At 63.9% G+C, this 25,292-nt stretch carries 22 protein-coding genes; 11 read left to right on the forward strand and 11 right to left on the reverse strand.

What is annotated here, in order from left to right; all coding sequences use genetic code 11:
* The first annotated feature begins 91 nt into the window (after positions 1–91).
* Positions 92–1,459 (forward strand): tetratricopeptide repeat protein, encoded by a 1,368-nt coding sequence (locus tag AC097O_RS11925; protein WP_479593006.1) that lies wholly within the window; start codon positions 92–94, stop codon positions 1,457–1,459.
* Here AC097O_RS11925 and AC097O_RS11930 read toward each other — a convergent pair.
* Positions 1,424–2,146: a phosphonate utilization associated transcriptional regulator gene (locus AC097O_RS11930; protein WP_479593008.1), complete on the reverse strand. Its 723-nt coding sequence runs from the start codon at positions 2,144–2,146 to the stop codon at positions 1,424–1,426. The two genes, AC097O_RS11925 and AC097O_RS11930, sit on opposite strands and share 36 nt — an antisense overlap.
* Before the next feature lie 170 nt (positions 2,147–2,316).
* On the reverse strand, positions 2,317–3,786 hold the full coding sequence (locus AC097O_RS11935; protein ID WP_479593010.1) for an amino acid permease: 1,470 nt from the start codon (positions 3,784–3,786) through the stop codon (positions 2,317–2,319).
* 296 nt (positions 3,787–4,082) lie between these two features.
* Between AC097O_RS11935 and AC097O_RS11940 the strand changes: the two genes are divergently transcribed.
* From AC097O_RS11940 to AC097O_RS11970, 7 genes are all read left to right on the forward strand, one after another.
* The gene (locus AC097O_RS11940) at positions 4,083–5,471 is read left to right on the forward strand and encodes a glutamine synthetase family protein (RefSeq protein ID WP_479593012.1); all 1,389 of its coding nucleotides are present in this window, start codon (positions 4,083–4,085) and stop codon (positions 5,469–5,471) included.
* A gap of 8 nt (positions 5,472–5,479) precedes the next feature.
* Positions 5,480–6,613, forward strand: a complete 1,134-nt coding sequence (locus AC097O_RS11945) for an iron-containing alcohol dehydrogenase (RefSeq protein WP_479593014.1) — start codon at positions 5,480–5,482, stop codon at positions 6,611–6,613.
* On the forward strand, positions 6,610–7,401 hold the full coding sequence (locus tag AC097O_RS11950) for a gamma-glutamyl-gamma-aminobutyrate hydrolase family protein (RefSeq protein WP_479593016.1): 792 nt from the start codon (positions 6,610–6,612) through the stop codon (positions 7,399–7,401). The genes AC097O_RS11945 and AC097O_RS11950 overlap by 4 nt, the downstream gene beginning before the upstream one ends.
* On the forward strand, positions 7,398–8,765 hold the full coding sequence (locus AC097O_RS11955) for an aldehyde dehydrogenase family protein (protein WP_479593018.1): 1,368 nt from the start codon (positions 7,398–7,400) through the stop codon (positions 8,763–8,765). Before AC097O_RS11950 ends, AC097O_RS11955 begins: the two co-directional genes overlap by 4 nt.
* Before the next feature lie 158 nt (positions 8,766–8,923).
* Positions 8,924–9,544, forward strand: a complete 621-nt coding sequence (locus tag AC097O_RS11960) for a PadR family transcriptional regulator (RefSeq protein ID WP_479593020.1) — start codon at positions 8,924–8,926, stop codon at positions 9,542–9,544.
* Positions 9,545–10,345, forward strand: coding sequence for a siderophore-interacting protein (locus AC097O_RS11965; RefSeq protein WP_479593022.1), 801 nt, complete (start codon positions 9,545–9,547; stop codon positions 10,343–10,345).
* Positions 10,346–10,636: 291 nt separating this feature from the next.
* Positions 10,637–11,002, forward strand: a complete 366-nt coding sequence (locus tag AC097O_RS11970) for a glutaredoxin (protein WP_479589548.1) — start codon at positions 10,637–10,639, stop codon at positions 11,000–11,002.
* A gap of 135 nt (positions 11,003–11,137) precedes the next feature.
* Here the strand turns inward: AC097O_RS11970 and AC097O_RS11975 are convergent, their stop codons facing one another.
* Positions 11,138–11,620 carry a Spy/CpxP family protein refolding chaperone gene (locus tag AC097O_RS11975; RefSeq protein ID WP_479593024.1) on the reverse strand — a complete coding sequence of 161 codons (483 nt, stop codon included), beginning with the start codon at positions 11,618–11,620 and terminating at the stop codon, positions 11,138–11,140.
* Between the two features lie 179 nt (positions 11,621–11,799).
* Here AC097O_RS11975 and AC097O_RS11980 point away from each other — a divergent pair, with 179 nt between their 5' ends.
* From AC097O_RS11980 to AC097O_RS11990, 3 genes are all read left to right on the forward strand, one after another.
* Positions 11,800–12,759 (forward strand): recombination-associated protein RdgC, encoded by a 960-nt coding sequence (locus tag AC097O_RS11980; protein ID WP_479593026.1) that lies wholly within the window; start codon positions 11,800–11,802, stop codon positions 12,757–12,759.
* Positions 12,760–12,891: 132 nt separating this feature from the next.
* Entirely contained in the window at positions 12,892–14,079 is a 1,188-nt protein-coding gene (locus AC097O_RS11985; protein ID WP_479593028.1) for a toxic anion resistance protein, read from the forward strand.
* A gap of 32 nt (positions 14,080–14,111) precedes the next feature.
* Complete coding sequence (locus tag AC097O_RS11990) at positions 14,112–14,561, forward strand: YiaA/YiaB family inner membrane protein (RefSeq protein WP_479593030.1); 450 nt, start codon at positions 14,112–14,114, stop codon at positions 14,559–14,561.
* A 44-nt stretch (positions 14,562–14,605) separates the two neighbouring features.
* Here AC097O_RS11990 and AC097O_RS11995 read toward each other — a convergent pair whose 3' ends face one another.
* From AC097O_RS11995 to AC097O_RS12030, 8 genes are all read right to left on the reverse strand, one after another.
* Complete coding sequence (locus tag AC097O_RS11995) at positions 14,606–15,394, reverse strand: hypothetical protein (protein WP_479593032.1); 789 nt, start codon at positions 15,392–15,394, stop codon at positions 14,606–14,608.
* 10 nt (positions 15,395–15,404) lie between these two features.
* Positions 15,405–19,520: a response regulator gene (locus AC097O_RS12000; RefSeq protein ID WP_479593033.1), complete on the reverse strand. Its 4,116-nt coding sequence runs from the start codon at positions 19,518–19,520 to the stop codon at positions 15,405–15,407.
* A gap of 172 nt (positions 19,521–19,692) precedes the next feature.
* Positions 19,693–20,448, reverse strand: a complete 756-nt coding sequence (locus AC097O_RS12005) for a YoaK family protein (RefSeq protein ID WP_479593035.1) — start codon at positions 20,446–20,448, stop codon at positions 19,693–19,695.
* Between the two features lie 60 nt (positions 20,449–20,508).
* Positions 20,509–21,240 carry an aspartate/glutamate racemase family protein gene (locus tag AC097O_RS12010; RefSeq protein ID WP_479593036.1) on the reverse strand — a complete coding sequence of 244 codons (732 nt, stop codon included), beginning with the start codon at positions 21,238–21,240 and terminating at the stop codon, positions 20,509–20,511.
* Positions 21,241–21,244: 4 nt separating this feature from the next.
* Positions 21,245–21,955 (reverse strand): GntR family transcriptional regulator, encoded by a 711-nt coding sequence (locus AC097O_RS12015; protein WP_479593189.1) that lies wholly within the window; start codon positions 21,953–21,955, stop codon positions 21,245–21,247.
* On the reverse strand, positions 21,952–22,824 hold the full coding sequence (locus AC097O_RS12020) for an ABC transporter permease (RefSeq protein WP_479593038.1): 873 nt from the start codon (positions 22,822–22,824) through the stop codon (positions 21,952–21,954). Before AC097O_RS12020 ends, AC097O_RS12015 begins: the two co-directional genes overlap by 4 nt.
* A gap of 1 nt (position 22,825) precedes the next feature.
* On the reverse strand, positions 22,826–23,737 hold the full coding sequence (locus AC097O_RS12025; protein WP_479593039.1) for an ABC transporter permease: 912 nt from the start codon (positions 23,735–23,737) through the stop codon (positions 22,826–22,828).
* A gap of 256 nt (positions 23,738–23,993) precedes the next feature.
* On the reverse strand, positions 23,994–25,277 hold the full coding sequence (locus tag AC097O_RS12030; RefSeq protein WP_479593041.1) for an ABC transporter substrate-binding protein: 1,284 nt from the start codon (positions 25,275–25,277) through the stop codon (positions 23,994–23,996).
* Positions 25,278–25,292 lie beyond the last annotated feature (15 nt).

Genomic DNA, 25,292 nt, shown 5'->3' on the forward strand with positions numbered 1-25,292 from the left:
CCAAATCGGCCTCTACCGCTTATTCCATCGGCGTGAGCAGCTATCTTTTTAGGACTCTTGCCCGGTGCGGCAGACCACCGAGAATACCGCTATGTCCCACACCCTCCCCAACGCCGAAGCGCTGTTTTTCGACGGCACCCAGCGGCTCGCCGCAGGCGATGCGGCGGGTGCCGAAACCTGCCTGCGGGCGGCCCTGGCGCTGGCGCCCACGCTGGCCGAGGCGCACGCCAACCTGGGGCTGGCGCTGGAAGCACGCGGCGCACTGGCCGAGGCCGCCGACAGCTACCGCACATCGCTGGCCCACAACGCCACGCTGCCGCAGACCTGGGTGAACCTGGCCGGGGTGCTGCTGCTGCTGCGCCAACTCGATGAAGCCGAAGTGGCCTGCGCACAGGCGCTGCGGCTGCGGCGCGACGACCCCGCCGCCTGGTGCAACCTGGGCGCGGTGTACGCCCGCATGGGGCTGGAGCTGGAGTCCGAAGAAGCCTGCCGCGAAGCCATCTTTCTTGCGCCCGGCCACGCCAAGGCGCGCTTTAACCTGGCCTATCTGCTGCTGCGCCAGGGGCGGTGGGAGGAGGGTTGGGCGCAGTTCGAGTCGCGCGACTGGTATGCCGCTTTAGAGCGCCAACTGCACTGCCCGCGCTGGCAGGGTGAGCCGCTGGCGGGGCGGTCGGTACTGGTGGGCTTTGAGGCCGGGCATGGCGACATGCTGCAGTTTGGCCGTTACTGCGCAGAGCTGAAAACACGCGGGGCCGGGCACGTCACCCTGCTGTGCCACCCGCCGCTGAAATGCCTGCTGGCCACACTGCCCGGCGTGGATGCGCTGGTGGCATTTGATGAAGACGTGCCGCCCACCGACTGCTGGACCCCACTGCTGAGCCTGCCCGCGCTGTGCCAGACGCGGCTGGACACCGTGCCCGCTACCTTGCCCTATCTGCACGCTGAGCCCGCACTGGTGGCCGCCTGGGCACCGCGCCTGCCAACCACGGGGTTGCGCGTGGGCCTGGTGTGGAAAGGCAACCCGAAATTTGAAAACGATGCCGAACGTTCGCTGCCCCACCTGGACACGCTGCAGCCGCTGGCCGCTGTGGCGGGCATCAGCTTCATCAGTCTGCAAAAAGGCGCAGGCGAGGACGAGACGGCCCCCTGGGTAGCCACCTCGCTGGGCGCGCAGATCCAGGACTTTGCCGACACCGCAGCCATCGTGGCGCAGCTGGATTTGCTCATCAGCGTGGACACCGCCGTGGCCCATCTGGCGGGCGCTTTGGGCAAGCCCTGCTGGGTGCTGCTGCCCGGCTATTTGACTGACTGGCGCTGGCTGACAGAGCGGTCCGATTCGCCCTGGTACCCAGAGGTTATGCGTTTGTTTCGCCAACCGGCGGGCGGCGGCTGGGGGCCAGTGGTGGAAGCCGTAGCGGCGGAATTACACGCGTTTGCGGCGCGGCGTTTTGACCGCTAGCGGCACGCCGGTGGCGCGCGCCAGCTCGTTGGAGATGGTGCGGTTTTTGCTGTCCATGGCGTGCTCGAACATGGCGCGGCCTGCCCGCTCCGGGTCGCCCGAGGCGATGGCGGCGACGATGGGACGGTGCTCGTGGGCGGTGATGGGCATGAGCCAACTGTCGGCCAGATTCAGGCGGCGAAACAGCGACAACTCCTTGATCAGCTTGCGGTAGATTTCGGTGAGTTTGCGGTTGCCCGCCAGCTCGACCAGGCGGTCGTGGAACTTGAGGTTGAGCAGGTGGTAGGTATAGGCATCCTGGGCCTTCACCTGGCGCTCCATCTCGGCCACCAGGGCCTTGATTTCCTTGAGCTGCGCGGGTGTGATGTGCACCGCCAGCTGGCGGCCCACCAGCTCGTCCAGGGTGGCGCGCAGGTCAAAAATTTCGATGGCTTCTGCGGTGGGGATGTCGCGCACGAACACGCCCCGGTTCTTCTCTACCCGCAGCAGGCCGCCTTCTTCCAACATTCGAAAGGCCTCGCGCACCGGACCGCGCGACACCCCCAGTTTGAGGGCCAGCGCGGCCTCGATCAGCTTGGTGCCCGGCGGGTACTCGCCCACCAGAATCGCCCTTTCCAGCTCTTGCTGTACCACGCTGGTGAGGGAGCTGGTTTGCAGGAGGGCGATGGTGGGATGAGGGACTGACATTCCCTGAATTTAATCTACTTTGCATTACCGACAACTCCCACAACAGCGAGAACGCGCCCTTTCCAGAAACACCGCAGAACTGGCTTTGCCAGGCTGCTGGTGTTGCCCCCTGCAAGGGGGTTGGCGGAAGACGCGCAGCGCTGTAGCCTGGGGGTGAACGTCAACTCTATCTACTTTGCGGTCATGCTGGCCACCGGTGGGCCTTTGAAACGGCGGCGTTCAAAGCCAAACCAGACCACCGCCGTCAACGCCAAGAACGCCAGCGTGATCTTCAAGGCCGCGTCGTTCGGTGGCTGCACGCCCAGGAACAAGATCAGCGCCGCGCTCAAAGTCACCAGCAAGGCCACCAGGCGGAACACCGGGCCCATGTCCCACGGGCCCATCTTGGTCCAGGTGCCGCCGTAGGCCAGGCCACCCAGGGCGATCGGCAGGCCGTAAGAGATGAAGATGAAGATCACCGTAACCGACACGATGGTGGTGTAGGCGGGGGTGTACAGGGTGAACAGCACGGCGATGGTGCAGGCCGTCCAGATGGCGGCCACGGGCGATTTGAGCGTGGCGTGTACGGTTTTCAACACGTTGGAGGCGGGCAGGCCGCCGTCGCGGGCAAACGCAAAAACCATGCGCGAAGCCGAGGTCACCGTGGCCAGCCCGCACAGGAATTGCGAGGCAAAGATGGCCCAGTACAGCACGGCTTTCAGGCCCGCAGGCAGCACTGCATCCATGGTGCCAAAGAACACACCGCCACCGGATGCGGCAGCCTTGTCCATGTCGGGGATGGCGATCACAAACGCGCACAGCATCAGGTAGCCAAACAGCGACGAGTACAGCACCGAGGTGACGATGCCCTTGGGCACGGCGCGCGATGCACCCATGGTTTCTTCGGCGGTGTGGGCCGAGGCATCGAAGCCGGTGATGGTGTAGATGGGCAGCAGCAGGCCCAGGCCAAACAGCATCCACATGCTTTGCGTGGCGGGCCAGACACCGCCGCCCGCATCACCGCTGTAGTTCTTGAAGGTGAACAGGCGCGCGAAGTCAAAACTGGGGGCGTAGGCCAACAGCGACACGGTCAGGCCAATGGCGGTGGCGAAGATCAGGTAGCCGCTGATGTCGGTCAAAAACGCCGTCAGCTTGATGCCCACATGGTTGGCCAGCGCCTGCAGCGCGGTGATGCCAATCACAAACGCGGCCTGGGTGGCAAAGGTGGGTTCCCACCCCAAGCTGGTGCCAAACGCACCGATGAAGAAATAGAAGGTGCCCACGTTGATGGCCCCCAGCACCGTGACCAGGCCCAGCAGGTTCAGCCAGGCGGTCAGCCAGCCCCAGCCCCGCCCGCCCAGGATCGAACTCCAGTGGTACAGGCCCCCGGCGGTGGGAAAGGCCGAACCGATCTGCGCCATGCCCAGCGCAAACACCAGGCTGATGGCACTGCCCACCAGCCAGCCGATGCCGATGGCCGCACCGCCCACCCCCGAAATGGCCTGCGACAGCGAGTTGATGCCGCCCGACAAAATACAAATGATGGAGAAGGAAATCGCGAAGTTGGAAAACGGCTTCATCGTGCGCGACAGCTCTTGCTTGTAGCCCATGCTTTGCAGCACGCTGGCATCGTCGGCAACCTGTTGGGGCGATAGTGACATCAAGGACCTCTCAAATAATAGGAATAGGACTTGCGCAGCGCCCCTGTATCGCCCTTCGGGCTTACAGGGGGAACTTGCGTAATTCCCGATGAATGGAAAATGAACACATGCACATCCCATGCCTGCTCTTGAGAGCACCAGAACGCGCGACGGCGGAAACTGCTTTGGCGGTGTAACCGCGAAACGCTGCCAAGGCAAGACATATTGCAGATTGTTAACAATCTACCAAATCCAGAATTGACAAGCACAGTGCGACGCGCTTGAATGGGCGGATCAAAAATACAGCGAGAGACAAGATGGCAACTACTTCTCCCCAGCACCCGGCCCTGGCCGCGCTGCAAAATTCCGGTGCCGCCAAGGTGAAAGTCGCGGTGGCCGACATCGACGGCGTGCTGCGCGGCAAGTACCTGCACATCGACAAGTTCATGGGCGCGGCCGAGCCCTACCCGGCGGGCGGCTTCGGCTTTTGCGACGTGGTGCTGGGCTGGGACATGCTGGACGTGTGTTACGACAACACCACCGTCACCGGCTGGCAGCACGGCTTCCCCGACGCGCTGGCCCGGCTCGACCTGAACACCGCCCGCAACGTGCCCTGGGACGACAAGGTGCCGTTTTTTCTGGGCGAATTTGTGCTGGCCGATGGCAGCCCGCATCCGTTGTGCCCACGCCAGACACTGAAAAAAGTCCTCAAGCGCGCCGAGAAAATGGGTTTCCAGGTGATGACGGGCATGGAGTTCGAGTGGTTCAACTTCCTGGAAACACCGCAAACCTGGGCCGACAAAAAAGGCGTGGGGGCCACGCCGCTCACGCCCGGCATGTTTGGCTATTCGCTCTTGCGCATGAACCAGAACCGGCCCTTCTTCAACGCGCTGATGGACGAGATGCTGGCCTTTGGCGTGCCCATCGAAGGCCTGCACACCGAAACCGGGCCGGGCGTGTTCGAGGTGGCGATTGGCTTCAGCGAGGCGCTGGCGCAGGCCGACCGGGCGATTCTGTTCAAGACCGGGGCCAAGGAAATCGGTGCCCGCTTTGGCATCATGCCCAGCTTCATGGCCAAGCCGCACCAGAACATGCCGGGCTGCAGCGGGCACATCCACCAGAGCCTCATGAAACTGGGTGATGAGGGCAAGAACAACCTGTTTTTCGATGGCGGCAACCTGCGCAAGATGAGCCCGCTGTTCGAGAGCTACCTGGCCGGGCAGGTGGCCTGCCTGATGGAATTCGGCCCCATGATCTGGCCCACCATCAACAGCTACAAGCGCCTGGTCGACGGCTTCTGGGCCCCGGTCAAACCCACCTGGGGCCTCGACAACCGCACCGCCAGCTTCCGCGTCATCGCAGGCAGCCCCAAGGCCACCCGGCTGGAAACCCGCTGCCCCGGGGCCGACGTGAACCCCTACCTGGCCATGGCCGCGGTGATTGCCGCCGGGCTGGACGGGGTGGAGAAGGGCCTCAAGCTCACCACCCCGCCCATCACCGGCACCAACGGCGGCGCAGAGCACATCGCCCGCGCGCCCCGCACGCTGATTGAAACCACCCGCAACTTCCAGCAGTCCACCGTCGCCCGTGACTGGCTGGGCGACACCTTCGTCGACCACTTTGCCGCCACCCGCGAATGGGAATGGCGGCAGTGGCTGGATGCCGTCACCGACTGGGAAATGAAACGCTACTTCGAAATCATTTAAAACACACCATGACCATCTCTTCCTTCGCCTTCCCCACGCCGATCCAATTCGGCCCCGGTGCCCGCAAACGCGTGGCCCAGCACCTGATTGACCAGGGCCTGAAACGCCCGCTCATCGTCACCGACAAGGCCCTGGCCGCGCTGCCGGTGATGGCCGAGTTTTTGACCCACCTGCAGGGGCTGGACGTGGCCGTGTTCAGCGGCGTGTTTGGCAACCCCACCTGTAGCCAGGTGATGGACGGCGCAGCCGCCTTCAAAGCCCACAACGCCGATTGCGTGATCGGTTTTGGCGGCGGCGCGGCGCTGGACGTGGCCAAGGTGGTGGGCATTCCGGCCACCCACCCCGGCGACATCCTGGAATACGTGTGGGACCACCCCCAGGTACGCCCCATCACCCAGCCTTTGCCCTACTTTGTGGCCCTGCCCACCACCTCGGGCACCGGCTCGGAAGTGGGCCGCTCCAGCGTGGTGAGCGAGAACGACACCCACCTCAAACGCGTGGTGTTCAGCGCCCACATCCTGGCCAAAACCGTGTTTGCCGACCCCGAGCTCACCCTGGGCCTGCCCGCCCACGTGACGGCTGCCACCGGCATGGACGCACTCACCCACAACATTGAAAGCTACCTCTCGCCCGCCTACCATCCGCTGTGCGATGGCATTGCGCTGGAGGGCACGCGCATCGCTGCCGCCGCCCTGCGCACGGCGGTGCGCGAACCGGGCAACCTGCAGGCCCGGTCCGACATGATGATGGCCTCGATGATGGGCGCGATTGCATTCCAGAAAGACCTGGGCGCGGTGCATTCCTGCGCCCACGCCCTGGGTGCCGTGTGCGACCTGCACCACGGCCTGGCCAACGCGCTGATGATCGACACCGTGATGGCCTGGAATTTTGCTGCCGTACCGCACAAGTTCGACGAGCTGGCCCATGTGTGCAAAGTACACGGCGGCGGTCCAGCTTTCATTTCCTGGCTGCGCCAGCTCAAGGTGGACGTGGGCATCACCACCCGGTTGGCCGACTTTGGCGTGCGCCCCGAGCACCTGCCGCGCCTGGTAGAAATTGCCACCGCCGACATGTGCCACCAGACCAATCCGCGGCCCTGCACGGCGGCAGATTTCGAGGCGCTGTTTTTGGAGGCGATGTGATACGTCACCCTAAAGACCGTTTGAAGATCGGCATCAGCGCCTGCTTTTTGCACCCCGACCCGGCGCGCGCCGCCTTTGCCAAAAAGACGCTGCAGTACGTCGAGCAGTCCATGGCGCACTGGATCATGTCCGGCGGCGCGCTGCCGGTGATGGTGCCGTCGCCCGCCGGAGACACCGCGCGCGGCGACATCGGCTACAGCGACTATGCCCACTGGCTGGACGGCCTGGTGCTGCACGGCGGGGCCGACGTGTGGCCTGGCAGTTATGGCGAGACCCCGCTGCAGGAGCGCTGGAGCGGCGACCGCATCCGCGACGGCTACGAGCAGGCCCTGGTGCACGCTTTTGTGGCGGCGGGCAAGCCGGTGTTTGGTGTGTGCCGGGGCCTGCAGCTGATCAACGTGGCCTTTGGCGGCACGCTGTACCAAGACATCGCCACCCAGCGCCCCGAGGCCGTGCTGCACCGCGATGCCGATGCCTACGACCACCATTTCCACGCGCTGGAAATCGTGCCAGAAACACGGCTTAGCGCCCTATTGGCGGGCGCAAGCAGCAATCAAATCAATAGCATCCACCACCAGGCCATCAAAGATCTGGCGCCCGGCTTTGTGGTCGAAGCCCGCAGCCCGGACGACGGCATGATCGAAGCCATCCGCAGCACCGGCCCGGCCTATGTGGCCGCCGTGCAGTGGCACCCCGAATTCCACCAGCCTGCCCTGGGCACGCTGGACGACACCCCTTTGCTCACCGACTTTCTGGCCGCCGCTCAAGCCGCCAAGGACTCCGCATGACCACCCTTGTTATCCACAACCCCGCCACCGGCTTGCAGATCACCCAGGTGCCCGCCGACGATGCCGCCAGCGTCACCGCCAAATACCAGGCTGCCCGTGCCGCCCAGCCCGCCTGGGCCGCCACGCCGCTGGCCCAGCGCCTGGCCTGCGTGGCCCACTTCCGCAGCGCTGTGGTGGCCGAGCTGGAGGCCCTGGCGGCCACCATGACAGCCGAGACCGGCAAACCCATCGCTATGTCGCGCAACGAGCTCAACGGCTTGCTGGGCCGCATCGACTTCTTTCTGGCCGAAGCCGAGGCCAGCACCGCCACCCAAACCGTGTTTACCGACGGCGGCATGACCGAGCAGATCCAACACATCCCGCTGGGCGTGGTGGCCAATATCTCCGCCTGGAACTACCCGTGGTTCGTGGGCTGCAACGTCATCCTGCCCGCGCTGCTGACGGGCAATGCCGTGCTCTACAAGCCGTCTGAATTCGCCACGCTGACCGGCATGGCCATCGCCCGGCTGCTGCATGCTGCGGGTGTGCCGCAAGACGTGCTGGCCCTGTGCGTGGGCGGCGGCGAGGTGGGGGCGGCCCTGCAGGCGCAGCGCATCGACGGCCTGTTTTTTACCGGCTCCTACGCCACCGGGGCCAAGATCGCCCAGGCCCTGGGTCCGCGCATGGTCAAGCTGCAATTGGAGCTGGGCGGCAAGGACCCGACCTACGTCTGCGACGATGCCAACCCCGCCAACGCCGCCGCCTCCCTGGCCGATGGCGCGATGTACAACACCGGCCAGAGCTGCTGCTCGGTGGAGCGCATCTACGTGCACGAAAAGGTGTTCGATGCATTTGTGGCCGCGTTTGTGGACACCGTGCACGGCTTCAAGGTGGGCGACCCCATGGCAGACGACACCTACATCGGTGCCATCACCCGCGCCGCCCAGCTTGACGTGCTGGACGCGCAGGTGGCCGATGCGGTGGCCAAAGGCGCACAACTGCTCACCGGCGGCACGCGCCTGCCGGGCAACACCTTCGCGCCTACCGTGCTGGTCAACGTCCACCACGGCATGGACCTGATGCGCGAGGAAAGCTTCGGCCCCGTGATCGGCATCCAGAAAGTGGCCAGCGATGCCGAGGCCGTGGCCCTGATGAACGACACCCGCTACGGCCTGACGGCGGGTGTATTCACCCCCGACGAGGCCCGCGCCCGCGCCGTGCTGGCCCAGGTAAACGCGGGCAGCGTCTACTGGAACTGCTGCGACCGCGTCAGCCCCCGCCTGCCGTGGAGCGGCCATGGCGACTCGGGCGTGGGCCTGACGTTATCGACCTACGGCATCCAGACCTTCACCCGGCCCAAGGCCTGGCATCTGCGGCAGGTTTAGATACAAAATCGGCCTCTGGCGCTTATTCCATAAGCACAAGAAGCTATACATAGCGTAGCAAATATCCCTGTGGCAGCGCAGGGGTATTGTCTTTTTGTGCTTCTTTCGATGCGATTTAGATATATCGTAATGGCATCTAAACCCCATCGAAAGAACCCATGCCCCATTTTGAAAAACGCTGCGACCACCCTGAACACGGCGGCCCCCGCCATGGCCGTGCAGAGCACCACCACCCGCAGCACCATGGCCACCACGTGCGTGGCGAGCATCCGCACCCGGGCGGTGACCACCCCGGGCGCGGTGGTCGCCACGGCGGCGGGCCAGGCCGGGTGTTTGGCCACGGCGGCCTGCGCCTGGTGCTGCTACAACTGATAGCCGACAAGCCCCGCCACGGCTACGAGCTGATCAAAGAGATCGGCGACCGCCTGGGCGGCAGCTACAGCCCCAGCCCCGGCGTGATCTACCCCACGCTGACCCTGCTGGAAGAGCTGGGCTACACCACCATGGCCGAGAGCGGCGGTGGCCGCAAGCTCTACAGCATCACCGACGCAGGCCAGACCTTTCTGGCCGAGAACCGGGTGGAGGCCGATGCCCTGCTGTCGCGCATGGCGAATGCCGACACCCCCCACCCAGGCCGTCCACCGCAGGTGGTGCGCGCACTGGAAAACTTCAAGCTGGCCGCCCGCATGCGCCTGGGCGGAGCCCCCTTGAGCGACGAACAAGCCCACGCCTTTGCCCAGATTCTGGACAACGCGGCCCAACAACTCGAAAGAATCTGAATGAACACCAACACCCCCAACCGCACCGCCACCCGCGTCCGCCACGAGCTCAAATTTCGCCAGCTCACCGTGGTGCAAACCCAGCAGCTCACACCCCACATGGTCCGCATCACCCTGGGCGGGCCCGATCTGGCAGGCTTTACCAGCCCCGGCTTTGACGACCACGTGAAAGTCTTCTTCCCTGATGCCGTTACAGGCGAACTGGTGCTACCCGGCGGTGCCGAAGACGGCCCGCGCCCCACCATGCGCGACTACACGCCGCAGCAGTTCAACCCGCAAGCGCTCACCCTGGTGATCGACTTCGCCCTGCACGACGCAGGCCCGGCCACCACCTGGGCAGCGCAGGCGCAGATAGGCCAGACGCTAGGCGTGGGCGGCCCGCGCGGCTCTTTCATCCTGCCCACCGACTTTGACGGCCACCTGCTGATCGGCGACGACACCGCCATTCCGGCCATCGCCCGCCGCCTGGCTGAATTGCCCGCCGGTGCCCCTGCGCTGGTGTTGATCGAAGTAGATGGCCCAGAAGACGAGCAAACCCTGGCCAGCGCCGCGAACACCACGGTGGTGTGGGTACACCGCCAGGGCCAACCCCACGGCCAGCAGCCGCTGCTGCTGGAGCGCCTGCGCAGCCTGGCCTTGCCGCCCGGCGACATCCACGCCTGGGTGGGCTGCGAAACCCACACCGCCAAGGCCTTGCGCGCCCATCTGGTGGGCGAACGCGGCGTGCAGCCGCAGTGGACCAAAGCGGCAGGCTATTGGCGACAGGGCAGCGTGGCCACGCACGACACGATCGAGACGTAATTTCAGGCGCGGCTTGGCTTCTCTCTTCTTCTAATATCTCTATTAATCAAATAGTAGTAGTAGTAAGGACTGCACCTGGCTGTGGATAAGGTGTGATAAGCCTTTTGGCTCAAGCACTTAGGCCATTTTGACGGCTGTGCGCGACTGTGCTTTTCTGGTGTCACGCAAATAGGGACAACTTTTAAGGATTGCCACAAGCTGTGGATAACTGCTGGCTTATGCAAAAACTATCCACAGGGTTTGCGGCAGGCCCGCTGGGCTATGCTGTGTGCTTTGTTCTAAGGAAGCTCGATGCCCCGTTCCATCCTCGAAGAAGCCCGTATCCACCCCGCCGTGCGCGACAAGGTGGCGGCATCACAGCGGGCCATCGTGCAAGAGGTGCAGGCGGCAGTAGCGGCGCATGCGGTGGTGGTGGTGGGGATGCGGGCCAATCCGTTTCCGCGCCGGGCCCGCAAGGCGCTGGATGCGGCACAGGTGCCGCACCATTACCTGGAGTACGGCAGTTATCTGAGCATGTGGCGCGAGCGTGGCGCTCTGAAGATGTGGACCGGTTGGCCCACCTTGCCCATGGTGTTCGTGCGGGGCACGCTGGTGGGCGGATTTACCGATCTGCAAAAGCTCATCCAGACCGGTGAGCTAGCCAAGATGCTGGGCTAGGGGATTAGGTTCACCCCCAGGCTACAGTGCTTCGCATCTTTCTCCAACCCCCTTGCAGGGGGCAACACCAGCAGCCGGGCATTGCCAGTTCTGCGGTGTTTCTGGAAGGTCTTCTCTCTCTACCTGTAACGCTGCTTAGCCCTTGTGGTGGCGGCCACCGTGCTCACCGCGGCCGCCGTGGTGCATGGTGTTGGTATCAAACACCTTTTGCTGTTCGGGCGTGAGTGCTGCGTAAAAAGCCTTGGTGGCTTCGGCACGCTTTTCCATGTGGGCACCACGCTCGGCGTGCATGGCGCGCATTTTGTCCATGCGCTCAGGCGTGGTCAGTTTTTCCATGGCCGCCTTGTCCGGACGGGGGCCGTGGGCAGGCGGTTGCATGCTGGCCGTGAAGGTGGTCCAGGCGGGTTCCTGGGCGGCGGTGAGCTTGAGCTTGGCCTTCAAGTCGGCCTGGCGCTTTTGCATATGCGCTTGCATCTTGGCCGGGTCGTGCTTGGCCATGCCGGTGGTGGCAGCAGCAGCGGGTGGCGGTGGAGCGTCAGCCGCAAAAGCAGCAGCGCCTACGGTGGCCAGAAGACCAGCTAAAACAAGACTTTTGAACGGTGTGCGGGTGGATGCCATGTGCGAACTCCTGGGGAAATAGGGGGACTTTCGCCTGCTGCCGGGATTGGCGACAGGTTGGAGGCAAGTGTGGAATGCACTTGTAAAGGCCCTAATAAGTCCCGCCATGCCGAATGTAAAGTTCGATCTTGAACAGCGACAATCACCGGCTCTTGTGAATCAACGCAGAAAGAATTCCCGTGTTTAAAAATGTGATGGTGTACCGCATTGGCCCCGGTTGGGCCCCCGACCTGCTGGCGATTGAAACGGCGCTGGACAAAGACCGTTTTGCCGAATGCGGTGCCAGCCAGGAAATGTCGGTTGGCTGGACCGAGCCGCGTGGCGTGGCCAACGGCCCGCTGCTGGAGTCCATCGGCGGCCAGCTGATCCTGAAGCTGATGTTCGAGAGCAAGGCCGTGCCCAGCTCGGTGATCAAACGCAAATCTGAAGAGCGCCTGGCCCAGATCGAGGCCACCACGGGCCGCAAGCCCGGAAAAAAGGAACGCAAGGAGATCAGCGAAGACGTAAAACTGTCGCTGCTGCCCATGGCTTTCACCAAGCGCGGCGCAGTGCTGGTGTGGATCGACCCCGCCGCCCTGGTGCTGGTGGTGGATGCCGGTAGCCAGGGCCGCGCCGACGAGGTGATTACCGCCCTGGTCAAGGCCATCGACGGCTTTGCCGTGCTGCAGATCAACACCAGCCTGTCGCCCGCCACCGCCATGGCCAACTGGCTCACCACGCAGGAGCCGCCCGCCGGTTTCAGCATCGACCGCGAATGCGAACTCAAGGCCGCGGATGAATCCAAATCGGTCGTCAAATACGCCCGCCACGCGCTGGACATCGACGAAGTGCGCCAGCACGTGGCCGACGGCAAGCTGCCCACCAAGCTGGCTATGACCTGGGAGGACCGCGTGTCCTTTGTGCTCACCGAGAGCCTGCAGGTCAAGAAAGTGACCTTTCTGGATGGCGTGTTCGATGGCACTTCGCAAGAGAAAGAAGACGGCTTTGATGCCGACGCAGCCATCGCCACCGGCGAAATGCGCCAGATGATCCCCGACCTGCTGATCGCCTTGGGCGGTGAAATGGCGTTGGGCGAGGCGGGTACCAAGCCCGATGCAGTGCCGCTGCAACCGGTGAACTTGGCCGAGTCACCGTTTTAAGAGAGAAATTAGACCTTAGCGCTTAATCCATAAGCGCTAACAGCTATTTAAATAATAGCAAATGAGAGGCGTTGCTCAGTGGCCTAGACCTACATTACACTGTTTGTATACCCTGTCATACGGAGCCTTGCCATGTCTACCGCAGCCCCTGCTTTTCAGCTCACGCCGCCCGAAGTTCTAAGCCCGCTGGCGCCTGAAGTCGCCAACTCGGCGGTACCGCTGCCGCCCACGCTGAAGACAGCAGTGGACGAGCAGGTTGACCGCTTCGTGGCCGCGCTGCTGACCGAAGACCTGCACACCGACACCTTCAAGGCCAAGCTCGACAGTGCGTTTGCCCTGGGGAAGGAAGAGATATCCATCGCTGCCAGCCTGATGCAGGGCAGTTTCATGCAACGCAACTTTGTGGGTGTGGAGAACACCAGTGCGTTCAAGGCCATCCAGGAGATGCGTGGCCACCTGGATGCGCTCAACCCTGGTAAGCAGGGCGACCTGTTCCAGCCGCAAAAGCTGCTCGGCTTCATTCCGTTTGGCAACAAGCTGCAGGCCTACTTTCGCAAGTTTGAAAGTGCGGGCAGCCAGCTCCAAGGCAGCATGCAGCAGCTCTACGCCGCCCGTGACGACATGCAGCGCGATGTGGTCGAGGTGGAAGCTGTGCGGGGCAAGCTGTGGGAGGCCATGCAAAAGCTAGGTGGAGCCATTCATTTTGCCGAAAGCCTGGACAGTTCCCTGGCCGCCAAAGTCACCAGCCTGCAAGCCACGGACCCCGAACGTGCCAAGGCCTTGCAGCAAGAAGTGCAGTTCTATGCGCGCCAGAACCTCACCGACATGCTGACCCAGCAGGCCGTGTGCACCAATGGCTACCTAGCGCTGGATGTGCTGAAAAAAACTGGCCGCGAAATGATGAACGGCTGCACCCGCGTGGCCACTACCGGCATGAGCGCGCTGGCCGTAGCGCAAACCGTGGCCCGCGCCACCGGCAACCAGATTGCGGTGATGGACATGCTGACCGGCGTGAACAGCAGCATTGAAAACCTGATTGCCGAGACAGGCCGCCAGCTCAACACCCACGTGGAGCGCACCGCGCAATTTGCCTCTAACCCAATGCTGGGCATCGACAAGATCAAAGAAATGTTTGATCAGACCTTCAAGGCCATGGACGCGATGGATACCTTCCGCGCCAAGGCCATCGACGTGATGGGCCAGAACAACGCCACCATGCAACAACAAATAGCCTTGGCAGAGCCCTACCTGGACCGCGTGCGCCAGCAAAAAGCCCGCGACGCCACGGCGGCCTCGATGGCCGGGCCCGTCGCTTTGTAAACCTCTTTTTTCTTTACTTTTAAGGACACACCATGGCGAACGCCAAATACATCATGCAACGTGACACCACCAGCTGGCGCATGCAAACCCGTATCTCGTTTGCACTAGCGATTGCCTGCTGTGCGGTGGGCATTTTGCAGCTGCCTAGCCAGGAGCTGGACCGGGCTTTTCTGGCCATCGGCATGTTCTTTTGCCTGTTTGCTACGCTGGCGCTGGCTAAAACCATCCGCGACAACCGCGACGGCCAGGTTGATACGGGTGCCTGGGTGATGACGGTCTGGGCTGCGTTTGCGGCGGCATCTGCACTCACGGCCTGGGGCCTGTGGCGTATGCAGATCGACGTCTGGCAAAAAGGCTTCATGGTGGTGAGCTGGCTGTTCCTGATCAGCAGCACTTTCACCATCTCCAAAACCGTGCGCGACAAGCAGGAAGCGGATTTGATGGACCAGGGCGGAGCGGTAGCGGCACCCACCGAAGAATAAGTCTCCACTGCATCCCACAGGCCACTGCAATCCAGTGGCCTTTTTTACGGGTGTTTGGCTTGCAAAAAGCGTTGTTGCTTCTCTAGCGCACCATGGGTGTTTTGTACCAGCTGCAGCTCGCGGCGCGATAGCTCGGCTTGCAGTAGGCGGAGCTGGTCACCCAACAAGCCCAGGGCCGAGGGCCCCCCTTGGGCACTAGGCACACTGCGCTGGCCGGAGGGCACTGCCAAGAAGGCCGCCAGGGTGTCGGGCAGGTAGCGGCGCACCAATTCGGCCAGGTAGAACTTGTCGTCTTGGGTGAAGTGTTCGTTTACCGTGGCCGTGGCCAGCATCGGCGCAATACGCACCAGCGTGGTCTTGATGCCTATTAGTTGCTCTATGGTGGAGTCCGGCACTTCGGTGGCCAAAGCAGCCAGCACCTTGTCAAGTGCAACCAAGGCCTGGGGGTCCAACACGCTGACCGCTACCACCACCGGCACACTGCGCCGCTGCACCATGGCATAGGTGCCCACCGCGGTACCCACCAGTGCCGAGCCCACGGCCCAGACCACGGCCCCCTGCAAGCCCGCCAACAGCACGCCCGTGCCTGCCAGTGTGATGCCCACCACCGCCGCCACACTGGCGCGCGAGGTCTGCAACTTGGCAACCGGTGCGGTCAACTGTTCGGCCAAAGGGCTGCCCAAGAGGTGCTGAAGCGTTTTGCGGGCCAGCTTTTGCTGTACTGCAGCGGGCACTACGGGCGCAGCAGGCGCTTGGGCGGTGGTTCGGCGGTTGACCGGCCCCTTCGCGCTGGCGAAGCGTTGTTTGTCTGGGGTAGGAGGGATGTCAGGCATGGAACCCACTTTAGCCGATGGCATCCTGCTGCCCCAACGGCTGGGTAAGCATTTGTTGTTGCAGCACCTGCAAAGCGGTATCGAAAGCAAAGTCTTTCAGCGCCTGGTCCATCTCGGCATAGGCTTGGGGGAAGGCAGAGTGCAGCAGGGTGGCGTATTCTTCCAGCAGGGCGATGGCATCGCTGTCATCCTGGGCCAGCAGGGCGGCCAGTTGGGTGCACACCTGGCGTAGCTGCTGCGGGTCTACGGCTACGGTGGCCTGGGCGGCTTCGGGGGCCAGTTGGGCTTGCAGGGCCTGTACCAGGGTGTTGAGCAATTGTTCGACCTCGGCTACCAGGGGTTGGAGCTGCGCCAGTGGTGCCCCTGCGTGCAGGGCGGCTTCTAGTACCCCGGCATGCTCTTGCAGGGCCACCGCACCGATGCTACCAGCTACGCCCTTGGCGCTGTGGGCGATGCGTTCGGCGGTGGGCCAGTCACTTTGCGCCAGGGCGGCATGCAGCTGGGCCGGGGTGCTTTGCTGGTTGCGCACAAACAGGCGCAGCATGTGCAGGTAGGCCTTGCGGTTGCCGTTCAGGCGGCGCAGGCCTGCGGCCATGTCCAGCGCGGGGATGCGCGCGGGCAGCTCCACCACCTCGGGCTCCGTATCCGGCACCGGCAGCGCGGCGAGCGCCGGTGTTTCACGTGGCGCAATCCATTTGGCCAGCACGCTCCACAGGTGGTCGGCCACGATGGGTTTGGTGATGACGTCGCCCATGCCGGAGGCGAGGCAGGCATCGCGGTCGTGCTGCATGACGTTGGCAGTCATGGCGATGATGGGCAGGGTGGCAAACTGGGGCTGTTGGCGGATGGCCAGGGTGGCGGTAATGCCGTCCATCACCGGCATTTGCATGTCCATCAGCACCAGGTCATACGAAGACTGGGCCAGCATGTCGAGTGCGACCTGGCCGTTGTCGGCCACCTCGGCCACCAGCCCGGCCGAGGCCAGCAGCTCCAGGCCCACGTACTGGTTGAATTCGTTGTCGTCCACCAGCAGGATGCGGGCCCCGGCCAAGGGTGCCATGCGGGCAAACAGGTCGCTGGGCGTGGGGGTGGAGGTGTTGCGCGCCGGGCCGTGGCCTACGCGGGCCAGCGCGTCGCGCAGGGTGGTGCCAAACACGGGTTTGACCAGCACGGTGGCGATGCCCACGGCCTTGCCCAGCTCGGCCAGGCCGTCGTCGCCAAAGGCGGTGACCATCACCATCTTGGGCACCTGCGGCAGCCCCAGGGCCTGGATGGCGCGGGCGGTGGCGATGCCGTCCATCTCGGGCATGTGCCAGTCCAGAAACACGATGTCGCAGGCGTGGCTTTGCAGGTAGTCCAGCGCCAGCGCGCCCGAGGCCACGGTTTGTACGGTGAACTGGTGCTCTTGCAGCATGGCCGCCAGGATGCTGCGGGCGATGCTGTGGTCGTCTACCACCAGGGCGCGCAGGCCGGTCAGGGGGGTGGGCTCTGGCTCGGCGGCCAGGCCCACGCCCAGGTTGGCGGTGAACCAGAAATTGCTGCCCTGGCCGACCTGGCTGTCCACGCCCACCGCGCCGCCCATCAGCTCGGCCAGCCGCTTGGAGATCGACAGGCCCAGGCCGGTGCCGCCGTATTTGCGCGTGGTGGACACGTCAGCCTGGTGGAAGCTCTGGAACAGCGCGGCGCACTGTGCGGGGCTCAGGCCGATGCCGGTGTCGCGGATGGCGAAGTACAGCTGGATCTGGTCGGCGGCCAGGCCCTCGGGCTGGGGTTGCTGCACGCGGGCGACCAGCACGATCTCGCCCGCGTCGGTGAACTTGACGGCGTTGTTGGCAAAGTTGATGAGGATTTGCCCCAGCCGCAGCGGGTCGCCCACCAGGTGCGGCGGTACGTCGGGGGCGATGTCGAACACCAGCTCCAGCTGCTTGGCGCTGGCTTTTTCGGTGACCAGGTTGGCCACGTTGGTGAGCAGGGCATCGAGCTCGAACGGCACGTGTTCCACCTGCAGCTTGTTGGCCTCGATTTTTGAGAAATCCAGGATGTCGTTGATGATGCCCAGCAGGTGTTTGCCCGACATCTGCACCCGGTCGATGTACTCGCGCTGGCGCGCATCCAGCGGGGTTTTCAGGGCCAGCTCCGACAGGCCGATGATGGTGTTCATCGGGGTGCGGATCTCGTGGCTCATATTGGCCAAAAACGCGCTTTTGGCCTGGCCCGCGGCTTCGGCGGCTTCCTTGGCGGCCTGCAGCGCGTCGGCCGCGAGTTTGCGGCTGGTGATGTCGTCAAACCAGGTGTAGCCCGCGCTCTGGCCGCCAAACTCGCCCAGGCTGGACGATAGCGAGGCCCACAGCGGCGTGCCGTCGCCCCGGGTGAAGGCAATTTCCCAGTTGCTGATGCTGCCCTCGCGCACCAGCGTCTCGACCGCGCGCTTGCGCACTTCGGGGTCGACATACATCTTGCGCACACCGTGCTGTACCAGGTCTTGCTCGCTGATGCGAAACACCTCCAGTGCCCGCCGGTTGTGGAACAGTGCCCGGCCGTCCTGGCGGGTGATGATGAGTGCGCTGGGGGCCGATTCGAGCACGGTGCGCAGTTGCTTCTCGCGGGCCTGCAGGGTTTCCTGGGCCTGGATGTTGCTGGTCACATCCAGCCAGTAGCCGGTCCAGACCTGGGTGTCGGGGCTCTTGGCGTGCACGATGCCGGTGGCCCGCAGCTGGATCCAGCGCGACTTACCATCGATCTGGACCCGGTAGCGCACGGCCAGAGATTCGTTGCTGGTGGCGGTGGCTTCCAGGTCCTGGAATGTGGACGGTGTGGCCGCCGCCTGGTGGGCACCACGCAGCGCTTCCCGTACCCGGGGCAGGTCGTCGGGATGCACATGGGTGAGGTGGGCGCGCGGGTCCTGCATTTGCGCCTCGGCGCTCACGCCCAGCAGGGCCAGGATGGGCTTGCCCACAAAGTGGAAGCGCGGCGTGCCGTCGGCTTGCATGCTCATCTGGAACACGGCGCAGGGCAAGGCATCGCTGATGTCCAGCATGCGCTGGCTGGCCGCCTGGACCACCTCGTTGAGCTGGCGCAGCTCGGCATCGCTTTGCCGGCGCTGCTGGGCCAGGTTGCGGCGCGACACGGCGTAGTAGCCCAGCAGCACGCACAGCAGCACCGCGCTGCCGGCCAGGCCCGGGGCCAGCAGGGCGGCCCACAGGCTGCGGTCTTCCAGCAGCAGCAGTTGCCAGGGGCCGTCGCGGCTGTCCCAGTCCAGCGTGCGGCGGGCCACGGTGGTGCGGTGGCCTGGCCAGCGCAGGCTGCTGCCCTCCAGCCTGAAGGGCAGCGGTGCCAGCTCCGCATTGCCAAACTGGGCTTGCGCTGCACCTTGGGGCAAAGGTGAGGCAGTGATGCCAGGCAGCAGCTGCATGCGCCAACCGGCCTGGTTGCTGGTGAACACCACGCCTTGCGGTGACACCACCAGGGCCGGGGCCGTGTGCTGCGCCAGCGCCGCGTCAAGCGCGTCCGCGCCGGTCTGCACCACGTAGACCCCGTTCGGCGGCTTGCTGGCCTCGGCGCTGGTGCGCACCGGGGCGGCAAACACCAGGCGGCGTTGCTGGCCGCTGGCATCGGTGGTGGGGTAGAACACCGGCTGGCCTTGCATGGCCTGCTGGAAATAGGCCTGCCCGCCCAGCTCGCGGCCCAGCAGGGGCGAGGCGCCTTCCTGGTTCAGTTCCGACAGGACCGCGCCTTTGGCGTTGAGTACAAATACGTCTTGTGTGCCGGGGGCCAGCAGCAGGGTGGAAAAGTCGGTGTAGAGCTGGCCGTAGTCGCCCGAAATGTTGCCGATCAGGACCTGCTTCACGTCGAAGCTCACCGCGGCCACCAGCGTGGCGGTCGCCATGGTGCTGCTTTGCGTGCTGGCCTGGTGCACCTTGTCGGCCAGGTTGTTGGCCACGGCCTGCAGGTTGGCATCGGCGCGGGTGGTGTTCCATTGCAGCTGCGCGGCGGCCACCGCCGCCGCCAAGGCCAGGGCTACCGCGATCGCCACCCCGTCCGCCCGCCGTTGCCGTAGCTTGCTGCGGTCCTTGTGCAAGGCCTCGGCGACGGGTGTCAGGCTGGAAACAGGTGAAGATGCATCCATGGGCGCTTAAGGTTCAGGGCTGAAGCAATAAGAAACAGTGTATGCATTTCGGCGGATTTTTGGGACTTTCTCCGGATTCTATATTTATACCAAATACAGCTCTAGCGCTTATTTTATAAGCACAAGCAGCTATATAAAGCGTAGCAATTATTTGCTGGATGACCGGGCGACTTCAATCCACGCGGCTGGGCCGCCGGGGCCGCACCAGGTCGGCCACCAGCGGCGGCAGCGACAGGCCCAGCAGCAGCAGGGCCAGCGGCAACACCCAGATGAAACCCACGTACTTGAAGCCGGTGGCCCCCACCAGCCCACCCACCACAAAGGCCGACAGCAGGGTGGCGTACAGGCGCAGCTTGGTGCGGTTGGCCCGCACGCGGGATTCCAGCGGGCTGCCTTCGCGGTTCATGTAGAGCAGCTTGCCCAGTTCGATGCCCAGGTCGGTGATCACGCCGGTCATGTGGGTGGTGCGGATCTGCGAGGCCGACAGCTTGGACACCACGGCGTTTTGCAGCCCCATGGTGAAGGCCAGCACCAGCAGCGTCAGCGGTACGGCAAACGGGGTTTGCCGGTTCAGCGTGGCCCCGATCAGGCCAAACACCAGCAGCAGCAAGGCCTCGCACAGCAAGGGCAGCGCGTATTCGCTGCGCAGATGGTGCTGGCGCGCCCAGTTCACCAGCACCGCCGTGGCCGCCGCGCCTGCGGTAAACGCCAGCAAGGCCCCCAGCGCGCCCAGCACCAATTTGATATTGCCCAGCACCAGGTTGTCGGACAGCATGGAGGCAAAGCCGGTCATGTGCGAGGTGTACGTGCCCACCACCAGAAACCCCCCGGCGTTGATGGCCCCCGCGTTGAACGCCAGCAGCCCGCCCAGCAGCCGGTTGGTGGCGGCAATGCGGTGCTGGCTGGTGAGGTGGCGAAGGCGGCGCATGCGAGGTGGATACATAAGAAATAAGCAGCCAACGCTTATTCTATGGGCGAGAGCAGCTATTTAATTAGTAGCAAGCTGCTGCAATGCGGGCGACAGGCCGGTCCAGGCACCGGCCAGCCGGGCATCGCTGGGCACACCACTGCCCCAGGTCTGCGCCTGCCGCGCACCGGCGAGCACGCTGTCGATCACCGGCACGGGCACTTCGCCCTGGATCTGCGCGGCCATGCCGGCCAAACCGGCGCCGCCCAAAATGACGGCCTGCACGCCGGGCTGGGCGGCGGCCTCCACGCAGGCGGCGGCCAGCAAGATGCGGGCAGCGGCAGGGTCGGCGGCCAGCTCGGCTCCGGTGGCCTCAACGGTGTGGATGTGGGCCAGTTGTTCGCCATAGCCCAGGCTGTGGGCCAGACGCTGCAGCATGGGTTTCCAGGCTACGCCGCCAGTGACGATGGCAAAGCGGCCATGCTGGGCCGCCTCCACAAACGCGGCTTCGGCCAGGCCGGTGACGGGCACGGGGCTGCATTCGCGCAGGGCCAACAGGCCGGGGTCGCCAAAGCAAGCGATCAGCACCGCATCCGGCGTAGGGCTTCCATCGGCCAGCCACGCGGCCCAGGCATCCAGCGTGGCGTGCGCGGCGATGGCGTAGCTGGCCTCGTTGGAGATGTAGCGCGCACCAAAGCGGGCCGTGGCCATGTGCACCGCCACGTCCGGGCCGCTGCCCTGCAGGATGTGGGTGCGCAACAGCGCGGTGACGCTGTCGCTGGTGTTGGGATTGATGACCAGCAGGTGGCGCATGGGATCAGGCCGCGTGGCCGAAGAGTTCGATCAGGTCAGGTGAGGTGGTGGCCACGGTGCCGAACTGCACCTGCGCCTCCAGGTGCTCCAGATGTTCGCGCATCAGGCGGGTGGCGGCCTCTACATCGCGCAGGCGGATGGCATCCAGGACAGAGCGGTGTTCCTGGCAGCCACAGCCACCGGCGCGGCTGCCGGGCAGCTCGACCGGGCCCCAGGTCATCAAGATGAGCGAGGTGCGCGACACCAGTTCGCGCAGGATGCGGCCCAGGGTTTGCTGCCCCGAGCGCTCGGCAATGGTGAGGTGGAAGTCGCCCGACATGCGGATGGCGTGGCGCATGTCGCCCTTGGCGCGGGCAGCCTCTTCTTCGGCGATGAAGTGGGCCAGCACGGCGATGTCGGACGGCGTGGCCACGGCCATGAAGCGCTCCAGCAGCGGCGGCTCGACCAGGCGGCGGGCCTCGAAGACTTCGCGGGCCTCCTGCTCGGTGGGCTGGGCCACGCAGGCACCGCGGTTGGGCACCATGGTCACTATTTGCTCATTGGCCAGGCGCACCAGTACCGGGCGGATGCGGGTGCGCGACACGCCAAAGGCGGTGCCGAGTTTGTCTTCCACCAGCTTGGTGCCAGGCTGGAGCCGGTGGTCCAGGATGGCGGAAACGATGCGCTCGTAAATGTCACTGTCGCTGAGCGCGGGAACGGGGGCGGTGGACACTATGGGCGGCCTTTTTGTTTGCGTCCCAAGAACTTTACCAGCAGCAAGGTGATACCCATGACGATGAACGACACCACGGTGGTCACCGTGCCAATCGCATAGATCGACGGCGTGGTGACGGTGGTGGTCAGGCCTTGCAGCTCCAGCGGCAGGGTGTTGACATCGCCAATCGCCTGCGAGGTGCGGGCAATTTCGTCCCACGACAGGGTGAAGCCGAACATGCCGATACCCACCACAGACGGCGCAATCAGCGGCAGCACCACGTGCTTGAAGGCTTGCCATGGCGTGGCGCCCAGGTCGCGGGCGGCTTCCTCGTAGGCGGGGTTGAAGCGGTTGAAGATGGCAAACATGATCAGCAGGCCGAAGGGCAGCGTCCAGGTGAGGTGCGCGCCCAGCGCCGAGGTGAACAGGCCCAGGGCGGTGCCGTATTCGTCCAGCGTGTCCTGCATACCCAAAGCCTCCAGCGCCCATTTGATGCCGCCGTCGAGCAGGCGGAACTCCAGGCCGATGCCTAACGAGACGATGATGGACGGCATGATCAGGCTGGCAATCACGATAAAAAACAGCGCATTGCCACCGGCCAATTTTTTGCGAAACGCCAGGCCGGCCAGCACCGAGAACACCACCGTGCAGGCCATCACCGCCAGGCCCAGCGCCAGCGAGCGGCGCAGGGCCGCGCCAATGTCCACCACGCCCAGGCCTTCGGCCAGCTTGGCAAACCAGTGCAGCGATAGGCCGCGCAGCGGAAAGGTCAAGCCGCCCTCGGGGCCCTGGAAGCTGAGGATGAAGATGACGAACATCGGGCCGTACATGAACAGCACGAACAGGGCGAAAACAATCGCCAAAGGCACAAAACCGGGTGCGCGTTTCATCTCACAGCTCCTTACGGATATCGACCAGCCGGGTCAGTGCCCAGATGATCATCAGCACGATGGCCAGCAAAATCACCGCGTTGGCGGCGGCCAGGGGAAATTGCAGGTACGAGGTTTGCACCTGGATGATCTTGCCAATCGACGCGATCTGCTGGCCGCCCATCACGCCCACGGTGACGAAGTCGCCCATCACGATGGTGATGACAAAGATGGAGCCGATGATGATGCCGGTGCGCGACAGCGGCACGATCACGTTCCACAGGGTTTGCCAGCCGCTGGCACCGCTGTCGTTGGCGGCCTCCAGCAGGCTGCGGTCGATGCGCATCATGCTGTTGAAAATGGGCACGATCATGAACATGGTGTAGAGGTGCACAAAGGCCAGCGTGACCGAAAAGTCGGAGAACAGCAACCACTCCACCGGCTGGTCCACGATGCCAGCGCCCACCAGGCTTTGGTTGACCAGGCCGTTGCGCCCCAGCAGCGGCACCCACGAGATCATGCGGATCACGTTGCTGGTCCAGAACGGAATGGTGCACAGCACAAACAGCAGCGTCTGCGTGCCCGAGGACTGGATGTGGAAGGCCAGAAAGTACGACACCGCAAAGCCAATCACCAGCGTGATCAGCCAGACCATGAAGCAGAATTTGAAGGTGGACAAGTACGTCTTGAAAGTGACGCACATCTCGCTGGTATTGCTGCAGCCGTCAAAAATCGAAATGTAGTTTTTGAAGGTAAAGCCGGGCAGCAGCTCGTATTCGTTGAAGTCCCAAAAGCTGACCATCACGATCAGCGCCAGTGGCACCAAAAAGAACACCGCAAACACCGCCGTCAACGGCGTGGCCTGCCACCAGGCGGACAGGCTGCGGCCGGGCGCGGGGGTGGGTGAAGGCAAGGGGGCGGTGGGTGTGCTCATGGATGAAGATCCGCGTTAACTATCAAAATCGTAGCTTCTCACGCTGATGGAATAAGCGCTAGGGGCCGATTTCTTATAAATCTACGCCCCTGCAAACATATCTGGATGCAATCAACGCTCCGGGGTTTCCCAAGGCAAGCGCAGCGATGCCCGTCCGTGAACAACCGTGGAACTGGCTTTGCCAGGCCACTGGTTGTGCCCCCTGCAAGGGGGTTGGCGGAAAGTGCGCAGCACTGCAGCTTGGGGGTGTGCCTATTTACGCTGCTACAAACTCATTCCACTTCTGGACCATGTAGTTGTTCTCATCCATCAGCGCGTTCCAGCAGGCGATGCCGCCCATGCGGGCTTCGTAGCTGCCGCCGTCGCGGATCTGGCCGACCTTGGCCAAGACATCGCCGTTCGGGCTCTTGATGTCTTGCGTGGCGGACTTGCCTTCCATCCAGTAGGCCCACTCGTAGGGCTCCATCTTGGACTTGGCGGTGTCCAGCACGGCGCTGTAGTAGCCCTGGCGGTTCAGGTAGGCACCGGCCCAGCCGTCGAGGAACCAGTTGATGAACTCATAGGCACCGTCCAGCGTGCGGCCCTTCAGCGTGGCGGGCAGGCCGAAACCGGCAGCCCAGGCGCGGTACCCTTCCTTCAATGGCTGGAAGGTGCAGGCGATGCCCTTGGTGCGCACGGCGGTGACGGCAGGGCTCCACATCGACTGGATCACCACTTCGCCGGACGACATCAGATTGACGGACTCGTTAAAGTCTTTCCACAGCGCGCGGAACTGGCCTTGCTTTTTGGCTTCGATCAGGGTCTTGATGGTCAGGTCGATTTCCTTCTTGGTCATGTTGCCTTTGTCGGGGTATTTGTAGATACCCATGGCTTCGACCACCATCGCCGCGTCCATGATGCCGATGCTTGGGATATTCAAAATCGCGGCCTTGCCCTTGAACTCCGGGTTCAGCAGCTCGGCCCAGGAGGTGATGGGGCGCTTGATCAAATCGGGGCGGATGCCCAGCGTGTCGGCGTTGTACACGGTGGGGATCAGGCTCATGTACTGGGTGGGCGTGGCCGAGAATTTCTTCGACTTTTCGCCTTCCAGGAAGATCACTTTCTTGGGGGCCGTGCCCTGGTCGCCCACGGCCTTGCCGTTGACCATGCCGGTGGTGAACAAGGGGGTGATCTTGTCGGCGTTCTTGATGCGCTTGGTGTCGATGCCCTTGAGGTTGCCGGTGGGCACGATCTTCTTCAGCGAGAAGTATTCGGTGTCGATCAAATCGAAGCTGTTGGGCGCGGTAACGGCGCGCTTGGTCACGTCGTCGGTGGTCACGGCCACGTACTGGATGGTGATGCCGGTGTCGGCCTTGAATTTTTCGGCAATGGCTTTGTCCTGGTTCACCGCGGTGCCCAGGTAGCGGAGGGTGATCTTTTCTTGGGCGTGCACAAACGGCGCAATGCCGCTGGCCAAAATACCGGCCGTGCCTTTGAGCAGGGTGCGGCGTTGCATGGTGGCTTGCAGGGCATTCATGGGTTCAGGAAGTACGTCGGACATGGTCAAAAACTCCTA

This window comes from Rhodoferax sp. LS1P39, assembly GCF_056521425.1.